Raw genomic sequence first — 18842 nt, forward strand, 5'->3', positions numbered from 1 at the left:
CGGCGATGGCCATGCCCACCAGCTCCGCCAGCGTCTCGGCCTGCATGCGCTTCATCACCCGTGAGCGGTATAGGTCGACGGTCTTCACGCTGATATCGAGCTGCTCGGCGACTTCGCGGTTGGTGTAGCCGCGCACCAGCGGCACCAGCACGTCACGCTCGCGCGGGGTGAGCTGATCGAGCCGCGCCTGCACCTCGGCCAGACGCGGATCGTGCCGGGGCCGGGACGGACGGCGATCCAGCGCCTGCTGCACGCTGTCGAGCAACAGCTGCTCGTTGTAGGGCTTCTCGATGAAGTCCACCGCGCCGGCTTTGAACGCGCGCACGACTATGGGCACGTCGGCATGGCCGCTGACGAAGATCACCGGCAGGTCGATGCCGCGCGCGCGCATCTCCTCCTGCACGTTCAGCCCGCCCATGCCCGGCATGCGCACGTCCAGCAGCACACAGGCGTTGGCGCTGGGATCGCAGGCGTCGAGAAAGGCGCGCCCGCTGGTGAAGGGCACGCCGGTCAGGCCCACCGATTCCAGCAGCCAGAGCGTCGAGTCGAGCATGCCCTGGTCGTCATCGACCACGTAAACCCGTTGTTGCATCCCTGTGCTGCTCCTCTTGTTGTTATGACTCTCGTTGCTCGCGGCTACTCGTCCCTGCCCAAGGGCAAACGACACTCCAGACACAGCCCGCCGCCCTCGGCCGGGAAGGCCTCCAGCGCCCCGCCAAAGCCCTCGACGATGCTGCGGCTCATGGACAGGCCGAGGCCCAGGCCGTCCGCCTTGCTGGTGTAGAAGGGGGTGAACAGCTTGGCCAGTTGCTCGTCGCTGACGCCCGGCCCCTGGTCGATCACCCGGATCGCCAGACCGCCGTCGCGCTCGCCGGCCTCCAGGCGAACTTGCGATGCGCTGCCCGGATGCTGATCGCGGTTGGCCTCGATGGCGTTGCGCAACAAATTCAGCAGCACCTGCTCCAGCAGGACGCGGTCGGCGAATACCGGCGGCAGATTGTCCGGCAAGACGTCGCTGACCGCCACCTGCGCCGCACCGGCCTCCCAGTTGCACAGACGCACCGCCTCGCGCGCCACCTCGGCCAGGTTCAGCGCCTGCATGCGCCGCTGGCCCTTGCGCAGGAAGGCGCGCAGGCGCTTGATCACTGCCGCGGCGTGATTGGCGTGCTCGGTGATGCGCGCCAGGCCCTGGGCCACCTTGTCCGCACCGGCCGGATCGCCACCGACGCCCTGCAGGTAGCGCTGGCTGGCACTGGCGTAGTTGACCACCGCCGCCAGCGGCTGGTTGATCTCGTGGGCGATGCCCGAGGCCAGTTCGCCCAGGGTGATCAGCCGCGTGGTGTGCGCCAGCTCGTCCTCCAGGCGGCGCTTGTTCTCCTCGGCCTGGATACGCGCGGTGATGTCGCGCGACACGCTGACCACCTCCACCACCGCGCCGGTGTAGGTTTCGCGAATGGCGCGGCTGGCGGTCTCGAACCACAGGTAGTGGCCGTCGCGGTGGCGGATGCGGTAGGTCATGGTGTGGTAGCCGTCCTGCTCCAGCGCCTCGCGCGCCTGCTTGGCCTGCTGCAGTTGGTCCTGCGGATGCAGCAAGCCGTCGACCGCCATGCCGCGCAGTTCTTCCGGCCAGTAGCCGAGCAGCGTCCAGCAGGCCGGCGAGGCATCGAGAAACACGCCGTCCGGGGTATGCCGGGAAATCAGGTCGGTGGTGTTCTCGGTGATCAGCCGGTACAGCCGCCGCGCCCGCGCGGCCTCGCGCTGTTCGCGAATTTCCTGGGTCGCCTCGCGGCAGCGCGCCAGCACCCGCCGTTCGGCGACATCAGGGATAAAGCTCCAGATCAGGATGCGCTCGCCGTCCTGCGCCTCCACCGCCTCGATGGCCCGGCATTGCTCCAGGCAGGCGCGCACCAGCGGCACATGGTTGACCGGCAACAGCGCGCCGACCTGGGCCAGCGCGCGCTCGCCGAGCAGCGCCTGTAGCGCCTGATTGAACTCCAGCGGACGCGCCCGCTCGTCGAGCAGCAGCGCCGGCTGCGGATCGGCCGACAGCAGCGGCGCACCGCGGCTCATGCCACTGGCCAGGCCGACCAGTTGCGCCAGCAGCTCGCGCAGCCAGGGCAGCCATTCCAGGCCGGCGTCTTCGTCCACCTGCAGCAGCAACAGACCGGCGCCCCCCTCCTCCAGGCTCAGCGCCAGCGCCTGACCGTGATGAATGGCGGCGCGGCGCAGGCACCCGGCCAGCCAGCAGGGCAGCTGACGCACAGCTTCCAGGCTGAGGCAGGGCTGCGTCGTCAGCGCGTCGAACAGGGCCTGATCGCTGGCGGCCAGCGGATCCCCCTGCCCCGGTGGCAAACGCGGTCCGCCATCGTCCTGGGCATAGGTGCGACTGGCCGGCTGCCAGGCCAGGTACCAGGCCTGGCGCACCTGCGGGCAGCCCAGCACGGCGCGGCGCAAAGCGGCCGCCCGCTCGTGGAGGGATGGCGCTTCGCGCTGGATACGCAGCCAGGCCTGCAGCGGCACGGCCGCTCGATCGCTTGAAAGACTCATATAGTAACTATTCTATAAAACCTTGGTACATCTTCCATAAAAAATAGAAATGACCTATAAATCACCGTCAGCAAGCTTCGGTAATGCCTGCATCATTACCGGAATAACCAGAGCTAACAATCAGCCAAAGGTGTATCCGCCATGTCGATCTACGAGCAGGGCCTCGGCCGCGCCGCCGTCAACCATGTCGCCCTCAGCCCCCTGAGCTTCATCGAACGTACCGCGGCGGTTTACCCGCACTACCCGGCCGTGGTGCATGGCTCGATCCGTCGCAACTGGGCCGAGACCTACGCGCGCTGCCGGCGCCTGGCCTCGGCGCTGGCCGGCCGTGGCATCGGCCAGGGCGACACGGTGGCAGTGATGCTGCCGAACATCCCGGCCATGCTCGAAGCGCATTTCGGCGTGCCGATGATCGGCGCGGTGCTCAACACCCTCAACGTGCGTCTGGATGCCGAGGCCATCGCCTTCATGCTGCAGCATGGCGAGGCCAAGGTGGTGATCGCCGACCGCGAGTTCCATGAGGTGATCCACGCCGCCATCGGCATGCTCGACCACCCGCCGCTGGTGATCGATGTCGACGACCCCGAGTACGGCGAAGGCCAGGCAGTCAGCGAGCTGGACTACGAGGCCTTCCTCGCCGAGGGCGACCCCGAATTCGCCTGGCAGTGGCCGACGGACGAGTGGCAGGCCATCAGCCTCAACTACACCTCCGGCACCACCGGCAACCCCAAGGGCGTGGTCTACCACCACCGCGGCGCCTTCCTCAACGCCATGGGCAACCAGATGACCTGGGCCATGGGCAACCACCCGGTCTACCTGTGGACCCTGCCGATGTTCCACTGCAACGGCTGGTGCTACCCCTGGACGGTCACCGCGCTGGCCGGCGTGCATGTGTTCCTGCGCCGCGTCGACCCGGCGAAGATCCTCACCCTGATCCGCGACGAGCAGGTCACCCACCTGTGCGGCGCACCCATCGTGCTCAATGCCCTGGTGAACATGCCGGCCGAGGCCAAGGCGGCCATCGATCATCCGGTCAAGGCCATGGTCGCCGGCGCCGCGCCACCGGCCAAGGTGATCGGCGCGGTGGAGGAAATGGGCATCCATGTCACCCATGTGTACGGCCTGACCGAGGTCTACGGCCCGGTGACCCTGTGCGCCTGGCACGCCGAATGGGACGAACTGCCGCTGGAGGAGCGCGCCACCATCAAGGCGCGCCAGGGCGTGCGCTACCCGACCCTGGAAGGGGTGATGGTGGCCGACCCGAAGACCCTGGAGCCGGTGCCGCGTGACGGCCAGACCATCGGCGAGATCTTCATGCGCGGCAACACCGTGATGAAGGGCTACCTGAAGAACCCCAGCGCCACCGCCGAAGCCTTCGAAGGCGGCTGGTTCCACACCGGCGACCTGGGCGTGTGCCACGCCGATGGCTACGTGGAAATCCGCGACCGCCTCAAGGACATCATCATCTCCGGCGGCGAGAACATCTCCACCATCGAGGTCGAAGGCGTGCTCTATCGCCACCCGGCGGTGCTGGAAGCAGCCGTGGTGGCGCGCCCGGACGAGAAATGGGGCGAGACGCCCTGCGCCTTTATCACCCTGAAGACCGGCCAGCAGGCCAGCGACAGCGAGATCATGGCCTTCTGCCGCGAGCACCTGGCCGGCTTCAAGGTGCCCAAGACCGTGGTCTTCACCCAGTTGCCCAAGACCAGCACCGGCAAGATCCAGAAGTTCGTCCTGCGCGATATGGCCAAGGCCCTCTGATCACGTAGCCCGGATGCAATCCGGGCTACGGCGAGACCGCACCGTTTGCACAACAACAAGAACCGGCCCAGGCGGCCGACGGAGACCCCTCATGCAAATCTTCCAGCGCCGTGACGGCGACGAACAACCGTACTGGCCCCTCGGCCCGTTCAAGCTGCGCCTGCCTTTCGTGCATTACCGCTGGGAAACCGCGGAGATGCTGCAGGCGCTGATCATGTTCGTGGTCAGCCTGGCGATGATCCCGCTGCTGGAGAAATACCTCGGCCTGCCCTACGACGTGGCCCTGGCCTACGTGGTGGTGTGCGGTATCGGCTTCATGCTGCCGGCGCTGCTCGGCGTGCCGCTGGTGCCCGGCTGGATCACCCCCGGCATTCCGGTGGTGCTGCTGTTTCTCGGCGACTTCGAGCCCGGCCCGCAGGCCATCCAGGCGCTGTTCGCCCTGCAGTTCCTGGTGTTCGTGATCTTTCTCTTCCTCGGCGTCACCCGCCTGGGCAGCGCCCTGGTGCGGCTGATCCCCAACTCGATGAAGGGCGGCATCATCATCGGCGCCGGCATCGCCGCACTGATGGGCGAGATCAGCGCCGGCGGCCGTCTGGCCAACACGCCGATCTCCCTGGTCCTCGGCAGCCTGATCTGCCTGTACCTGATGTTCTCGGTGTCGTTCAAGGGCCTGACCGAGCGCGTGCCGCTGGCGCGCAAGATCGTCAACTACGGCATGGTGCCGGGCATGCTGATCGCCATCTTCATCGGCATCGCCGTGGGCGAGTACAAGATGCCGGACGTGAAGTGGGGCATCACTGCACCGGCCTTCGGCGAGATGTGGAACTACCTACCGTTCAACGTCGGCTTCCCCGACCTGGACGTGTTCCTGCTGGCCGTGCCCACCGCGGTGATCGCCTACGTGATCGCCTTCGGCGACATCATCGTCGGCCAGTCGCTGATGCAGCGCGCCGATGAACTGCGCACCGACGAGGTGATCGAAAACAACGTCGACCGCATCCACCTGGTGACCGCCATCCGCAACGCCCTGCACGCCTTCTTCGCGCCCTACCCGGGCCTGGCCGGCCCGCTGTGGACGGCGGTGGCGGCGACCATGGCCGAGCGCTACAAGTACGGGCGCAAGGCGATGGATTCGATCTACAGCGGCGCCGGCACCTTCTGGATCACCGGTTTCGCCGCGCTGTTCATGCTGCCGCTGGTCAGTTTCTTCCAGCCGGTACTGCCGATCGCCCTGTCGCTGACGCTGATCCTCACCGGCTACATCTGCCTGATGGTCGGTTTCGAGCAGCTCAACAACAACACCGAGCGCGGCATCGCCGGCACCATGGGTGTGGTGCTCGCCGTCTACGGCGCGGGCTGGGGCCTAGCGGCAGGCGCGGCGCTGTACATCCTGGTCGAACGCACCCATCTGCTTAAATTCACCAGCATCAAGGATAAGACGCGCGAGCCGGCCGAAGCCGACTGACGCATTTCGTTCCACACGCGCCGCGCCTGCCGCGGCGCCCCTGCTGTCGAGGTTGCACCATGCCCGAATTCAACGCCCCGCTGCGCGATATGCGCTTCGTCCTCCATGAAGTCTTCCAGGCGCCGAGCCTGTGGGCGCGCCTGCCGGCTCTGGCCGAAACCGTCGATGCCGACACCGCCGACGCCATACTCGAAGAGGCGGCCAAGGTCACCGGCAGCCTGATCGCCCCGCTCAACCGCAGCGGCGACGAGGAAGGCGCGCAGTGGGAGGGTGGCGACGTGCGCACCCCGGCCGGTTTTCGCGAGGCCTATGCCACCTACACCGAAGGCGGCTGGGTCGGCCTGTCCGGCAACCCGAATTACGGCGGCATGGGTATGCCCAAGATGCTCGCCGTGGCCTTCGAGGAAATGCTCTACGCCGCCGGCTCCAGCTTCGCACTGTACTCGGCGCTGAGTTCCGGCGCCTGCCTGGCCATCGACGCCCACGCCAGCGAAGAACTCAAGACCACCTACCTGCCGCCCATGTACGAGGGCCGCTGGGCCGGCTCCATGTGCCTGACCGAGGCCCATGCCGGCACCGATCTGGGCATCATCAGAACCCGCGCCGAGCCGCAGGCCGACGGCAGCTACAGGATCACCGGCAGCAAGATCTTCATTACCGGCGGCGAGCAGGATCTGACCGAGAACATCATCCATCTGGTGCTGGCCAAGCTGCCGGACGCGCCGGCCGGGCCCAAGGGCATCTCGCTGTTTCTGGTGCCCAAGGTGATGGTCAACGCCGATGGCAGCCTCGGCGCGCGCAACGCCGTAAGCTGCGGCTCCATCGAACACAAGATGGGCATCAAGGCCTCGGCCACCTGCGTGATGAACTTCGACGGCGCCACCGGCTACCTGATCGGCGAAGTGAACAAGGGCCTGGCGGCGATGTTCACCATGATGAACTACGAGCGTCTGTCCATCGGCATCCAGGGTATCGGCTGTGCCGAGGCTTCCTATCAGTCGGCGGTGGCTTATGCCCGCGAACGTATCCAGAGCCGCGCCGCCACCGGCCCGGTCAATCAGGACAAGATTGCCGACCCGATCATCGTCCACGCCGACGTACGCCGCATGCTGCTGACCATGAAGGCGCTGAACGAGGGCGGGCGGGCCTTTGCATGCTACGTAGGCCAACAGCTGGATCTGGCCAAGTACGCCGAGGACGCCAGCGAGCGGCAGAACGCCGAAGCGCTGGTGGCCCTGCTGACACCGGTGGCCAAGGCCTTCTTCACCGACACCGGCCTGGAAAGCTGCGTGCACGGCCAGCAGGTGTTCGGCGGCCACGGCTATATCCGTGAATGGGGTCAGGAGCAACTGGTGCGTGACGTACGCATCGCACAGATCTATGAGGGCACCAATGGCATCCAGGCGCTCGACCTGCTCGGGCGCAAGGTAGTGGCCAACGGCGGCGCCGCGCTGCGCCTGTTCGCCGCCGAGGTGCGCGACTTCGCCCATGCCCATGAATCGCCCTTCGGCGATCGCCTGGTCGAAGCGCTGGAGCGCCTGGAAGCGGTCAGCGGCTGGCTGCTGGAGCAGGCCAAGAGCGAGCCCAACGCCGTCGGCGCTGCCTCGGTGGAGTACCTGCACCTGTTCGGCTACGTCGCCTACGCCTACATGTGGGCGCGCATGGCCGCCGTGGCGCAGGGCAAGCAGGGCGAAGACCAAGCCTTCTACGGCGCCAAGCTGGCCACCGCCGAGTTCTTCTTCGCCCGCCTGCTGCCACGCAGCCTGAGCCTGGAGGCGAGCATCCGTGGCGGCAGCGCCCCGCTCTACGGCCTCGCTGCCGAGCAGTTCTGAAACCTTTGAGCGTGTTGCGCGGCGTCCCTCTGCGAGGCGCCGCGCCTTTTTATTCCCCGTAGCCCGGATGCAATCCGGGGACAGTCGGCAGGCCTCTCCCGGATTGCATCCGGCTACAATCTCCGCCGCACCACGGCCCATAACAAGAGTCCTCCCATGCGAACCCTGACCACCCTGACCGGCAACAGCCAGAAACTCGATGGCGGCGCCATGTTCGGCAACGCGCCCAAGGCGCTGTGGCAGCGCTGGATGCCGGCCGACGACCTCAACCGCATCGACCTCGGCTGCCGCGCCCTGCTGGTGCAGGAAGACGAGCGCAACATCCTGGTGGAAACCGGCATCGGCGCCTTCTTCAGCCCCGAGCTGAAGCAGCGCTTCGGCGTGCAGGAAGAGCGTCACGTGCTGCTCGACGAACTGGCGAAAGTCGGTCTGAGTGACGCCGACATCGATATCGTCGTACTCACCCACCTGCACTTCGACCATGCCGGCGGCCTGCTCGCCGCCTGGCAGGACGGTCAGCCGGCGCGCCTGCTGTTCCCCAACGCTCGCTTCGTCAGCGGCCGCCGCCAATGGCAGCGGGCGCGCCAGCCCCATGCCCGCGACCGCGCCTCCTATATCCCCGAGCTGCTGGACCTGCTGGAGGCCAGCGGCCGCCTGCAGCTGATCGACGAAACCGAAAGCTGTGAGCTGCTCGGCCCCGACTGGCGCCTGCACTGGAGCGACGGCCACACCCCGGGCCAGCTGCTGCCGGAAGTGGCCATGCCGGGTGGGCCGGTGGTGTTTCCCGGCGACCTGATCCCCGGCGCGCCCTGGGTGCACCTGCCGATCACCATGGGTTACGACCGCTTTCCCGAAGGCCTGATCGAGGAGAAGGAAACCCTGCTGGCCGACCTCGTCGCCCGCGGCGGCCGCCTGCTGTTCACCCATGATCCGGAGGTGGCCATGGGCCGGGTAACGCGCGACGAAAAAGGTCGCTACGGGCTCGATGAGGCGGTAAAAGCGGCACATCTGCTGGCAAGTTGAGGCCAAGCGGTCTTGACGGCCTCGGCAGGCGGCGCGAGCATGGCCGCTTCGCTCGGCCGCCCGCCGAAAACCGCCGCGACCATTCGACAGCCCTGGGGAACCGCCTTATGAGCCTGGCCTCCGTTCGTGCCTTCCTCGCTGAAAAAGCGCCCGACATCCACATCATCGAGCTGCCCTCCAGCACCGCCACCGTGGCCCTGGCTGCCGAGGCGCACGGCGTATCACCGGGGCAGATCGCCAAGACCCTGGCCTTTCGCATCGCCGAACGCGACGTGCTGATCGTCGCCCGCGGCGATGCGCGCATCGACAACCGCAAGATGAAGGAATGCTTCGGCGCCAAGGCGCGCATGCTCGATGCGCAGACCGTGGTCGAACTGACCAGCCATCCGGTCGGCGGCGTCTGCCCCTTCGGCCTGGCCACGCCGCTCAGCGTCTACTGCGACCGCTCGCTGCTGGCCTTCGCCGAAGTGCTGCCGGCCGCCGGCGCCACCCACAGCGCCGTGCGCATCGCCCCCGAGCGCATGGCCGAGTTGGTCGACGCCGAGTGGATCGATGTGTGTATAGAAGTGGAAACCGAGCCCTGCCTCTGATGGCCAAGCTCAAGGTGTTCTACAACAGCGCCTGCCCGGTGTGCGACGCCGGCATCGCGGCGCAGCGCAAGCGCATGCAGGCCGGCGGCGACTGCCCGGTGGAATGGGTCGACGTGCACCGGCAGCCGCAGACCGCCGAGGAGCTGAACCAGGCTCTGGAGCCGGTGCGCGAGCGCCTGCACCTGCGCGACGAGCAGGGCCAAGTGCTGGTCGGCGTGGACGCCTTCGCCGCGCTCTTCGCACACACCCGCGGCCAGCGCTGGCTGGCCCGCCTGCTGCGCCTGCCCGGCCTGCATTGGCTGGCGCAGCGCGCCTACAACCTGTTCGCCCGCGCCCTGTATCGCTGGAACCGCTGGCGCCGGCACTGGTAGCGCGGCCCTACAGCCCGCCGCTGACGCCCAGGCTGATCCCCAGCGCGGTGGCCAGGGAGAACGGCAGCAGCAGGGTATCGAGCAGCGCGCTGGCCGGCAGGTCCAGCCCCGGGTAACGCGGCGCCTCGGCGCCGAAGCGGTCCAGCGGGCAGCACCCTCCATTGATGGCATACCAGTCCAGCCGCGTGCCGGCATAGACCACCGGCGCATCGACCTTGGCCGCATCCAGGGTGCGCACCGTGGCGCAGCCGGTCAGGCTCAGCAACGCCAGAGCGAAGACGCTCAGGCGCAGGGCGCTAGTCATCCGACACCAGGTGATGCTCGCCCCAGCGCGGCAGCATGTCCTGGGGTATGCCCAGGCAGTTGAGGATGCGCGCGACGACGAAGTCCACCAGATCGTCGAGGGTCTGCGGCTGGTGATAGAAACCGGGCGAGGCCGGCAATATGGTCACGCCCAGGTTCGACAGCTTGAGCATGTTCTCCAGGTGGATACTCGAATACGGCGCCTCGCGCGGCACCAGGATCAGCTGGCGGCGCTCCTTCAAGGCCACGTCGGCGGCGCGCTCGATCAGGTTGTTGCAGGCGCCGGTGGCGATGGCCGACAGGGTGCCGGTGCTGCACGGCACCACCACCATGGCGGTCGGCGCACCGGAGCCGGAGGCCGCCGGCGCCAGCCAGTCCTCCTTGCCGTAGACGCGGATCTGCCCCGGCGCGGCGCCGGTGTACTCGGTGAGGAACTGGGCCATGGCCTGCGGCTTGGCCGGCAGCGCCACGTCGGTCTCGGTGGCCATCACCAGCTGCGCGGCCTTGGAGATCAGAAAGTGCACCTCACGCTCCTCCTGCACCAGGCAGTCGAGCAGGCGCAGGCCGTATTGCGCGCCGGAGGCGCCGGTCATCGCCAGGGTGATGCGTTCGGGGCCTGACATCTATCCCTCCAGGGCCTTGGCCAGTTTGCCGTGCAGGCCGCCGAAGCCGCCGTTGCTCATGATCACCACCTGGGCGCCGGGGCGCACCAATGCTTTGACACCGTCGATGATCGACTCCAGCGAGTCGCATACGCGGGTCGGGTTACGCGCCTGCGCCACGCTGGCGGCCAGATCCCAGCCCAGGTTCGGCGGCGCGTACCAGAACACCGCGTCGGCCTGCTCGGCGGACTCGGCCAGGCCGTCGCGATGGGCACCGAGCTTCATCGAGTTGGAGCGCGGCTCGATCACCGCGATCACCTGGGTCTCGTCACCCACGCGCTTGCGCAGGCCGTCGAGGGTGGTGGCGATGGCGGTCGGGTGGTGGGCGAAGTCGTCGAAGACGGTCACGCCACCCACTTCGGCGACTTTCTCCATGCGCCGCTTGGCGTTGACGAACCGGCCAAGCGCCTCGATACCCAGCGCCGGCACCACGCCGACGTGACGTGCCGCGGCCAATACAGCCAGGGCATTGGCGACGTTGTGCTGCCCGGTCAGTTGCCAATCCACCACGCCCTCGACCTTGCCATCGAAGCTCACCTCGAAGCGCGAACCGTCGGCGGCGAGCAGGCGCGCCTGCCACTGGCCGCCTTCGCCCGTGGTCTGCACCGGCGTCCAGCAGCCCATCTCGATCACCCGCGCCAGCGCGCTTTCACCGGCCGGATAGATCACCAGCCCCTCGCCGGGAATGGTTCGCACCAGATGGTGGAATTGCCGTTCGATGGTTGCCAGATCGGGGAAGATATCCGCGTGATCGTATTCCAGGTTGTTGAGGATGGCGGTGCGCGGGCGGTAGTGGACGAACTTGCTGCGCTTGTCGAAGAAGGCGCTGTCGTACTCGTCGGCCTCGACCACGAAGAAGGGCGTGCCGCCCAGGCGCGCGGAGATGCCGAAATTCTGCGGCACGCCGCCGATCAAAAAGCCCGGGCTCATGCCGGCATGCTCCAGCACCCAGGCCAGCATGCTCGAACTGCTGGTCTTGCCGTGGGTGCCGGCCACCGCCAGCACCCAGCGCCCCTGCAGCACGTGATCGGCCAGCCACTGCGGGCCGGAGACGTAGGGCAGACCCTGGTTCAACACATATTCCACCGCCGAATTGCCGCGGCTCATGGCATTGCCCACCACCACCAGATCGGGCGCCGGCTGCAGGTGCGCCGGATCGTACCCCTGCATCAATTCGATGCCCTGGGCTTCGAGTTGGGTGCTCATGGGCGGGTAGACGTTGGCGTCGGAGCCGGTGACGCGGTGGCCGAGTTCCTTGGCCAGAACGGCCAGCGAGCCCATAAAGGTGCCGCAGATGCCGAGAATATGGATATGCATGAATGCCCTCTGAAGATGGCCACACCGGGCCTGGACGCGATGGCGGCAGGTTAGCACAGCGCCCCCTGCCCCTGCAGGCGCCTGCCTCAGGCGCCCGAGTTCGACCGCACCAGCTCCAGAAAGGTCTCGATGATGCGTCGCGAGCCCTGTTCGCGCAGGCACACCAGCGTCTCGGTCATGCGCTGCTGACAATCGAGGATCGGCAGCGCGCGCAGGCTACGGCTGCTGCCGAACTCGGCAGCCGAGACTATGCCCACACCGAGCCCGCCGGCAACCGTCTCGAATACCGCCTCGCGCCCCTCCACCTCGATCGCTGAACGCAGGCGCAGGCCCTCGCGCTGCAGTTCCTCCTCGATCAGCTGGCGGGTCATCGAGCCCCGTTCGCGCAGCACCAGCGGCTGGTCGTCGAGATCGGCCAGTACGATCGACTCGCGCCCCGCCCAGGGATGGTCGGCGGCGACGAAGGCCAGTAGCGGCGAGCTGCTGAGCACCAGACTGATCAGCGCCTCGTCCTGCACCGGGCGACCCAGCACGGCGAAGTCGGCCTGGTACGCGAACAGCCGGGCCAGCGCCTCGTCGGTGTTGCCGGTGACCAGGTTGAAGCGGATACCCGGGTAGCGGGCGTTGAAGCGGCCAATAAAGGGCAGCACGTGCACCGGCGAGTCCACCGCCAGGGTCAATCCGCCGGTCTGCAGCGCACGCGAGCTGGACAGCAACTCCTGCGCCTCGGCCGCCACCGCGTAGAGGCGCTGGGTGATGCCGAGCAGGCGCTCGCCCAGTTCGGTGAGCTGCACCGTGCGTTTGGTGCGATTGAACAGCAGCACGCCGTACTGCTCCTCCAGCTTGCGTACCTGGTCGGAAACTGCCGGCTGGCTGAGGAACAGGCGCTCGGCCGCCCGGGTGAAGCTGCCGGTCTGGGCGACGGCGTGAAAGGCCCGCAGTTGAGCGTGGGAGACCGCCATAGGCACCTCTATTAATAAGCTCAGCTTGTTTTTGAAATACTATAAATCGATTTTATTTATTCATCGCCAATTGTTTTGATCCTCTCCAGCGCGGCGCACTGCCGCACCTCACCGGAGACGATCATGAGCAAAGCCGAATTTCTCACCGCCCGCCCCGCCATCGCTGCCCCTGCTCTGGGCGAACCCTACCTGCTGACCCCCGGCCCGCTGACCACCTCGCTGGCCACCAAGCAGGCCATGCTGCGCGACTGGGGCTCGTGGGACGCCGACTTCAACCGCATCACCGCGGAGATTCGCCAGGGCCTGCTGGCCATGGCCGGCGTGCACGACGACAGCTACGCCTGCGTGCCCCTGCAAGGTAGCGGCACCTTCGCCGTGGAAGCGGCACTGGCCACCGCCATCGCCCGCGATGGCAAGGCCCTGGTGCTGATGAACGGCGCCTACGGCAAGCGCGCCACGCAGATTCTCGATTACCTTGGCCGCGACTACATCGCCCTGGACAAAGGGGACTACCTGCCGCCACAACCGGAGGAGGTCGCCGAGCTGCTGGAGCGCCATCCGGATGTCAGCGACGTGTTCCTGGTCCACTGCGAAACCAGCTCGGGCATCCTCAACCCGCTGCGCGAGATCGCCGATGTGGTCAAGGCCCGCGGCAAGGGCCTGATCGTCGACGCCATGAGCTCGTTCGGCGCGGTGCCGCTGACGGTCGACAAGATTCCCTTCGACGTCATGGTGTCCTCGGCCAACAAGTGCATCGAGGGCATTCCCGGTTTCGGTTTCGTGATCATTCGCCGCGCCCTGCTGGAACAGTCCAAAGGCCGCGCCCATTCACTGAGCCTGGATCTTCTGGAGCAGTGGCAATACATGGAGCGCACCGGACAATGGCGCTTCACCCCGCCCACCCACAGCGTGGTGGCCTTCCGCAAGGCGCTCGAACAGCACGCCGAGGAAGGGGGCGTGGGCGGACGCCAGGCGCGTTACACGCACAACCGCGACACCCTGGTGGCCGGCATGCGTGCCATGGGCTTTCGAACCCTTCTGGAAGACCGCTGGCTGTCGCCGATCATCACCACCTTCTTCAGCCCGACCCACCCGAACTTCCAGTTCAAGCGTTTCTACGACGAGCTCAAGGCCCGCCAGTTCGTCATCTACCCCGGCAAGTTGACCATTGCCGAGAGCTTCCGCATCGGCTGCATCGGCCAGATCGACGAACGCATCGTTGGCCAGTTGTTGCGTGCCATCGCCGACACCTTGGCGGTGATGGGTGTCGACGACTGCAGCCCGGCGAACTGAACCGCAGCGCCCAGGCCAGCACGGCCATGGGTGCGGACCTGCTGTACGAGACCGGCCGTTGCCCGCCCTGCCAGGCAGGGCAACCCGGCAGGACGCCATGCTCCCGGGCCTCGATTGATCTGATCCAGACCGTCCGCCAAGACGGCGCCAGAAGTGCTTTGACAACAACAAAAGCAGCCATCCCTTGAACTGCCAGCACATTCAACTCAGAGGTCAGTAGCGTGAATCAGACATCCGGTTTTTCCCTGTTCAACCTCGGCAATAACCCTGCGCAACGTTGGCGCATGCAGATATTCGCCATCACCTGGCTGGCCTACGCCGCCTTCTACTTCACCCGCAAAGCCTTCTCGGTGGCCAAACTGGGCATCGCCGACGACCCCGACTTCGAGCTGGAAAAGGCCACCATGGCCAACCTCGACGCGCTCTATCTCGGCGCCTACGCCGTCGGTCAGTTCACCTGGGGCATCCTCGCCGACCGTTTCGGCCCGCGCGTGGTGGTGCTCGGCGGTCTGCTGATTTCCGCTGTGGTGGCGCTGATCATGGGTAGCTTCGCCACCTTGCCGATCTTCGCCACCTGCATGGTGATCCAGGGCCTGGCGCAGTCCACTGGCTGGTCGGGGCTGTGCAAAAACCTCGGCAGTTTCTTCGCCACCGGCGAACGTGGTCGCGTGCTCGGTTTATGGAGCAGTTGCTACGCCTTCGGCGGCCTGGTGGCCTCCCCCTTCGCCGGCTGGTGGGCCTATCAGGTCTACGGCGACTGGCGCGCGGCGTTCTTCTCCAGCGCCGTCGTGGTCGGCGGGGTCGCCGTGCTGTTCTTCCTGCTCCAGCGCAATACCCCGCAGGACGTCGGCCTGCCGCCGGTGGAAGACGCCGATGCACCGCAACGCGACGGCAGCGGTCGTCACGCCAGCTTCGGCAGTTGCCTGAAGACCATCCTCAAAAATCGCACCGTGCTGGTGCTCGGCCTTGCCTACTTCCTGCTCAAACCGGCGCGCTACGCCATCCTGTTCTGGGGCCCGGTGATGGTCTACGAACGCATGCCGGAGATCGGCAAGGTCGCCTCGGCCATCGTCCCCACGTCCTTCGAGGTCGCCGGCCTGGTCGGCCCGATTCTCCTCGGCCTGATCTCGGACAAGCTGTTCGGCGCCCGCCGCTTCCCTGCCTGCGTGATCAGCCTGCTGGCCCTGACCGCCTGCCTGGCGCTGTTCGTCCCGGCGATGCAGAGCGGCAGCGTGCTGGTGGTGGTCGCCCTGCTGTTCATGATGGGCCTGACCCTGTATGGGCCGGACTCGATGATCAGCGGTGCCGCCGCCATCGACTACGGCAAGGGTACCGCCGGTACTGCGGCGGGTTTCGTCAATGGCTGCGGCTCGATCGGCGCGATTCTCGGCGGCCTGCTGCCCGGCTACTTCGATACCGAAAGCGTGTTCCTGGTGTTCACCGGCACCGCCCTAGTCGCCACCGCCATGATGCTTCCCTACTGGAACAGCCGGCCGGACAAGCGGGTCGACAGCCACCCCGTAGCGCGCAACCCCAGCCCCCATGTCAGCGACGCCCGAGTCAAGGCCTGACGCGTCCAACCTTCCCCGCAAGCAACAGGAGTCACTGCAATGAACTACCAGCAACCCAGCCAACTGCAAGCCGCGATCCTCGACTGGGCCGGCACCGTGGTCGACTTCGGCTCCTTCGCGCCGACCCAGATCTTCGTCGAGGCCTTCGCCGAGTTCGGCGTCGAGGTCAGCCTGGCCGAAGCCCGCGGCCCAATGGGCATGGGCAAGTGGGACCATATCCGCACCCTGTGCGATGTACCCGTCATCGCCGAACGCTACCGCGCCGCCTTCGGCCGCCTGCCCAACGATGCAGACGTGACGGCGATTTATGAACGCTTTATGCCGCTGCAGATCGCCAAGATCGCCGAGCATTCCGCACTGATCCCCGGCGCGCTCGACACCATCACCCGCCTGCGCAACCAAGGCCTGAAAATCGGCTCCTGCTCCGGCTACCCGGCGGTGGTGATGGAGAAAGTGGTGCAACTGGCCGAGCGCAACGGCTACGTCGCCGACCATGTGGTCGCCACCGACGAAGTACCCAACGGCCGCCCGCATCCGGCCCAGGCGCTGGCCAACGTCATCGCCCTGGGGATCAGCGATGTGGCCGCCTGCGTCAAGGTCGACGACACCACTCCAGGCATTCTGGAAGGACGCAGCGCCGGCATGTGGACGGTGGCCCTGACCTGCTCGGGCAACGCCCTGGGCCTGACCTACGCGCAATTCAAGGATCTGCCTGCCGAGCAACTGGCCAAGGAACGCGTGCGCATCGCCCAGTTGTTCGAAGGATCACGTCCGCACTACCTGATCGACACCATCAATGAACTGCCAGCGGTGATTGACAACATCAACGCCCGTCTCAAGCGCGGGGAAACCCCGCAAGGCGCCTGACAACCTCAGCCGGCAGGCACCGTGCTCGCCGGCCCCCCTCGAACAAGAGAGGTCAGCCTCATGATTTACGCCAAACCCAACACCCCAGGCGCCGTCGTCAGCCTCAAGCCGCGCTACGGCAACTACATCGGCGGCGAATTCGTCGCCCCGCTCAGTGGCCAGTACTTCAGCAACACCAGCCCGGTCGACGCCTCGGTGATCGCCGAATTCCCCCGTTCCAATGCCGCCGACATCGACAAGGCGCTGGACGCCGCCCACGCCGCCGCCGACGCCTGGGGCCGCACCAGCGTGCAGGAGCGCTCGCACATCCTGCTGAAGATCGCCGACCGCATCGAAGCCAACCTCGAGCTGCTGGCCGTGGCCGAGACCTGGGACAACGGCAAGGCCGTGCGCGAAACCCTGAACGCCGACGTGCCGCTGGCCGCCGATCATTTCCGTTACTTCGCCGGCTGCATCCGCGCCCAGGAAGGCAGCACCGCCGAGATCAACGACGGCACCGTGGCCTATCACTTCCACGAGCCGCTGGGCGTGGTCGGGCAGATCATCCCGTGGAACTTCCCGCTGCTGATGGCCGCCTGGAAACTGGCTCCGGCCCTGGCTGCCGGTAACTGTGTGGTGCTCAAGCCGGCCGAGCAGACTCCGCTGTCGATCACCCTGCTGGCCGAGATCATCGGCGACCTGCTGCCGCCCGGCGTGCTCAACATCGTCCAGGGCTTCGGCCGCGAGGCCGGTGAAGCCCTGGCCACCAGCAAGCGCATCGCCAAGATCGCCTTCACCGGTTCCACCCCGGTCGGCTCGCATATCCTCAAATGCGCCGCCGAGAACATCATCCCGAGCACCGTCGAGCTGGGCGGAAAATCGCCGAACATCTTCTTCGCCGACATCATGAAGGCCGAGCCGGCCTTCATCGAGAAGGCCGCCGAAGGCCTGGTGCTGGGCTTCTTCAACCAGGGCGAGGTGTGCACCTGCCCGTCGCGCGCGCTGGTGCAGGAGTCGATCTACGACGCCTTCATGGCCGAGGTGATGAAGAAGGTCAAACAGATCAAGCGCGGCAACCCGCTGGACACCGAGACCATGGTCGGCGCCCAGGCCTCGCAGCAGCAGTTCGACAAGATCCTCTCCTACCTGGAAATCGCCCAGCAGGAAGGCGCCCAGGTGCTCACCGGCGGTGCGGCCGAGCGCCTGGACGGCGACCTGGCCAGCGGTTACTACATCCAGCCGACCCTGCTCAAGGGCACCAACCAGATGCGCGTGTTCCAGGAGGAAATCTTCGGCCCGGTGATCGGCGTGACCACCTTCAAGGACGAGGCCGAGGCGCTGGCGATTGCCAATGACACCGAGTTCGGCCTGGGCGCCGGGGTGTGGAGCCGCGACATGAACGTCGCCTACCGCATGGGCCGGGCGATCAAGGCCGGCCGCGTATGGACCAACTGCTACCACCTGTACCCGGCGCACGCCGCCTTCGGCGGTTACAAGAAGTCCGGCGTCGGCCGCGAAACCCACAAGATGATGCTCGACCACTACCAGCAGACCAAGAACCTGCTGGTCAGCTATGACATCAATTCGCTGGGCTTCTTCTGAACGGTCCCGAGACAACCAGCCCCCGCACCGGTCCGGGCGGGGGCGCTAAAAATCAAACGCTTGCTTGGATTGCGCTTTCAACTGGCTTTGAGGCAGCATCACCTGGCCTGCTGGCACAACAGCTGCATCGTCACTCCAGTCCAACCACAGAAGTCGAGGCCCGCCATGCGCATCGTCCAAGCCACCCTGGAGCACCTGGACCTGCTGACCCCGCTGTTCGTCAAATACCGCGAGTTCTACAACGAACTGCCCTTCCCCGAGTCGTCGCGCAAGTTCCTCGAAAAGCGCCTGCGCCGTAAGGAATCGGTGATCTACCTGGCGCTGGCCGACGACGAGGACAAGCTGCTCGGCTTCTGCCAGCTCTACCCCAGCTACTCCTCGCTGTCGCTCAAGCGCGTGTGGATTCTCAACGACATCTATGTCGCCGAGGACGCCCGCCGCCAACTGGTGGCCGACCGCCTGCTGCAGACCGCGAAGAAGATGGCCAAGGACACCAACGCCGTGCGCATGCGCGTGGCCACCAGCCGCGACAACGAGGTGGCGCAGAAGGTCTACGAGTCCATCGGCTTCGTCGAGGACGAGCAGTTCAAGAACTACGTGCTGCCGATCAACGCCGACTGAGCCACCTCAGCCCAGGCTGAGCAGCAGACCCAGCAGCAGCGGCAGGGCAAACAGCCCCAGCAACGCCAGGCGCGCC

17 protein-coding genes are annotated in these 18842 nt (G+C 66.7%); 11 read left to right on the forward strand and 6 right to left on the reverse strand.

The genetic code is table 11. The features are described from left to right. Both N878_RS18755 and N878_RS18760 read right to left on the reverse strand, forming a co-directional pair. A partial coding sequence (locus N878_RS18755) for a response regulator transcription factor (protein ID WP_021445117.1) occupies nt 1-592 on the reverse strand: 592 nt, incomplete at its 3' end. Between the two features lie 44 nt (nt 593-636). After that, nucleotides 637-2547 carry an ATP-binding protein gene (locus tag N878_RS18760; protein ID WP_082457885.1) on the reverse strand — a complete coding sequence of 637 codons (1911 nt, stop codon included), beginning with the start codon at nt 2545-2547 and terminating at the stop codon, nt 637-639. Nucleotides 2548-2688: 141 nt separating this feature from the next. On the opposite strand from N878_RS18760, the gene N878_RS18765 reads away from it, so the two are divergent. From N878_RS18765 to N878_RS18790, 6 genes are all read left to right on the forward strand, one after another. After that, a complete protein-coding gene (locus tag N878_RS18765; protein ID WP_021445119.1) occupies nt 2689-4308 on the forward strand; it encodes an acyl-CoA synthetase in 1620 nt (539 codons plus the stop codon). A 91-nt stretch (nt 4309-4399) separates the two neighbouring features. Beyond that, the gene (locus N878_RS18770) at nt 4400-5773 is read left to right on the forward strand and encodes a solute carrier family 23 protein (RefSeq protein ID WP_021445120.1); all 1374 of its coding nucleotides are present in this window, start codon (nt 4400-4402) and stop codon (nt 5771-5773) included. Between the two features lie 59 nt (nt 5774-5832). Continuing rightward, nucleotides 5833-7605, forward strand: coding sequence for an acyl-CoA dehydrogenase C-terminal domain-containing protein (locus N878_RS18775; protein ID WP_021445121.1), 1773 nt, complete (start codon nt 5833-5835; stop codon nt 7603-7605). Nucleotides 7606-7761: 156 nt separating this feature from the next. After that, on the forward strand, nt 7762-8628 hold the full coding sequence (locus N878_RS18780; RefSeq protein ID WP_021445122.1) for an MBL fold metallo-hydrolase: 867 nt from the start codon (nt 7762-7764) through the stop codon (nt 8626-8628). Between the two features lie 107 nt (nt 8629-8735). After that, nucleotides 8736-9218 carry a YbaK/EbsC family protein gene (locus tag N878_RS18785; protein ID WP_021445123.1) on the forward strand — a complete coding sequence of 161 codons (483 nt, stop codon included), beginning with the start codon at nt 8736-8738 and terminating at the stop codon, nt 9216-9218. Further along, entirely contained in the window at nt 9218-9589 is a 372-nt protein-coding gene (locus tag N878_RS18790; RefSeq protein ID WP_021445124.1) for a thiol-disulfide oxidoreductase DCC family protein, read from the forward strand. Before N878_RS18785 ends, N878_RS18790 begins: the two co-directional genes overlap by 1 nt. 7 nt (nt 9590-9596) lie before the next feature. Here N878_RS18790 and N878_RS18795 read toward each other — a convergent pair whose 3' ends face one another. From N878_RS18795 to N878_RS18810, 4 genes are all read right to left on the reverse strand, one after another. After that, on the reverse strand, nt 9597-9893 hold the full coding sequence (locus N878_RS18795) for a YceK/YidQ family lipoprotein (protein ID WP_021445125.1): 297 nt from the start codon (nt 9891-9893) through the stop codon (nt 9597-9599). Further along, on the reverse strand, nt 9886-10515 hold the full coding sequence (ubiX, locus tag N878_RS18800) for a flavin prenyltransferase UbiX (RefSeq protein ID WP_021445126.1): 630 nt from the start codon (nt 10513-10515) through the stop codon (nt 9886-9888). The genes N878_RS18795 and ubiX overlap by 8 nt, the downstream gene beginning before the upstream one ends. Further along, the gene (gene mpl, locus N878_RS18805) at nt 10516-11871 is read right to left on the reverse strand and encodes a UDP-N-acetylmuramate:L-alanyl-gamma-D-glutamyl-meso-diaminopimelate ligase (protein ID WP_021445127.1); all 1356 of its coding nucleotides are present in this window, start codon (nt 11869-11871) and stop codon (nt 10516-10518) included. Nucleotides 11872-11957: 86 nt separating this feature from the next. Further along, complete coding sequence (locus N878_RS18810; RefSeq protein WP_021445128.1) at nt 11958-12833, reverse strand: LysR substrate-binding domain-containing protein; 876 nt, start codon at nt 12831-12833, stop codon at nt 11958-11960. A gap of 123 nt (nt 12834-12956) precedes the next feature. Between N878_RS18810 and N878_RS18815 the strand changes: the two genes are divergently transcribed. The 5 genes from N878_RS18815 (at nt 12957) to N878_RS18835 (ending at nt 18766) form a co-directional block, all read left to right on the forward strand. Further along, nucleotides 12957-14126 (forward strand): 2-aminoethylphosphonate--pyruvate transaminase, encoded by a 1170-nt coding sequence (locus N878_RS18815; protein WP_021445129.1) that lies wholly within the window; start codon nt 12957-12959, stop codon nt 14124-14126. Between the two features lie 284 nt (nt 14127-14410). Further along, nucleotides 14411-15697 carry an MFS transporter gene (locus N878_RS18820; RefSeq protein WP_021445130.1) on the forward strand — a complete coding sequence of 429 codons (1287 nt, stop codon included), beginning with the start codon at nt 14411-14413 and terminating at the stop codon, nt 15695-15697. A 39-nt stretch (nt 15698-15736) separates the two neighbouring features. After that, a complete protein-coding gene (phnX, locus tag N878_RS18825) occupies nt 15737-16564 on the forward strand; it encodes a phosphonoacetaldehyde hydrolase (protein ID WP_021445131.1) in 828 nt (275 codons plus the stop codon). Nucleotides 16565-16624: 60 nt separating this feature from the next. Next, nucleotides 16625-18145, forward strand: a complete 1521-nt coding sequence (locus N878_RS18830; protein ID WP_021445132.1) for an aldehyde dehydrogenase family protein — start codon at nt 16625-16627, stop codon at nt 18143-18145. Between the two features lie 165 nt (nt 18146-18310). Next, nucleotides 18311-18766, forward strand: a complete 456-nt coding sequence (locus tag N878_RS18835; protein ID WP_021445133.1) for a GNAT family N-acetyltransferase — start codon at nt 18311-18313, stop codon at nt 18764-18766. Nucleotides 18767-18842: the final 76 nt, after the last annotated feature.

This window comes from Pseudomonas sp. EGD-AK9 (genome assembly GCF_000465935.2).
GTDB lineage: Bacteria > Pseudomonadota > Gammaproteobacteria > Pseudomonadales > Pseudomonadaceae > Aquipseudomonas.

What these genes read in the sequence shown, in the direction of transcription:
- N878_RS18760 (WP_082457885.1), bottom strand. Translation starts at nt 2,547, where the DNA reads ATGAGTCTTTCAAGCGATCGAGCGGCCGTGCCGCTGCAGGCCTGGCTG.
- N878_RS18765 (WP_021445119.1), top strand. Translation starts at nt 2,689, where the DNA reads ATGTCGATCTACGAGCAGGGCCTCGGCCGCGCCGCCGTCAACCATGTC.
- N878_RS18770 (WP_021445120.1), top strand. Translation starts at nt 4,400, where the DNA reads ATGCAAATCTTCCAGCGCCGTGACGGCGACGAACAACCGTACTGGCCC.
- N878_RS18775 (WP_021445121.1), top strand. Translation starts at nt 5,833, where the DNA reads ATGCCCGAATTCAACGCCCCGCTGCGCGATATGCGCTTCGTCCTCCAT.
- N878_RS18780 (WP_021445122.1), top strand. Translation starts at nt 7,762, where the DNA reads ATGCGAACCCTGACCACCCTGACCGGCAACAGCCAGAAACTCGATGGC.
- N878_RS18785 (WP_021445123.1), top strand. Translation starts at nt 8,736, where the DNA reads ATGAGCCTGGCCTCCGTTCGTGCCTTCCTCGCTGAAAAAGCGCCCGAC.
- N878_RS18790 (WP_021445124.1), top strand. Translation starts at nt 9,218, where the DNA reads ATGGCCAAGCTCAAGGTGTTCTACAACAGCGCCTGCCCGGTGTGCGAC.
- N878_RS18795 (WP_021445125.1), bottom strand. Translation starts at nt 9,893, where the DNA reads ATGACTAGCGCCCTGCGCCTGAGCGTCTTCGCTCTGGCGTTGCTGAGC.
- ubiX (WP_021445126.1), bottom strand. Translation starts at nt 10,515, where the DNA reads ATGTCAGGCCCCGAACGCATCACCCTGGCGATGACCGGCGCCTCCGGC.
- mpl (WP_021445127.1), bottom strand. Translation starts at nt 11,871, where the DNA reads ATGCATATCCATATTCTCGGCATCTGCGGCACCTTTATGGGCTCGCTG.
- N878_RS18810 (WP_021445128.1), bottom strand. Translation starts at nt 12,833, where the DNA reads ATGGCGGTCTCCCACGCTCAACTGCGGGCCTTTCACGCCGTCGCCCAG.
- N878_RS18815 (WP_021445129.1), top strand. Translation starts at nt 12,957, where the DNA reads ATGAGCAAAGCCGAATTTCTCACCGCCCGCCCCGCCATCGCTGCCCCT.
- N878_RS18820 (WP_021445130.1), top strand. Translation starts at nt 14,411, where the DNA reads ATGCAGATATTCGCCATCACCTGGCTGGCCTACGCCGCCTTCTACTTC.
- phnX (WP_021445131.1), top strand. Translation starts at nt 15,737, where the DNA reads ATGAACTACCAGCAACCCAGCCAACTGCAAGCCGCGATCCTCGACTGG.
- N878_RS18830 (WP_021445132.1), top strand. Translation starts at nt 16,625, where the DNA reads ATGATTTACGCCAAACCCAACACCCCAGGCGCCGTCGTCAGCCTCAAG.
- N878_RS18835 (WP_021445133.1), top strand. Translation starts at nt 18,311, where the DNA reads ATGCGCATCGTCCAAGCCACCCTGGAGCACCTGGACCTGCTGACCCCG.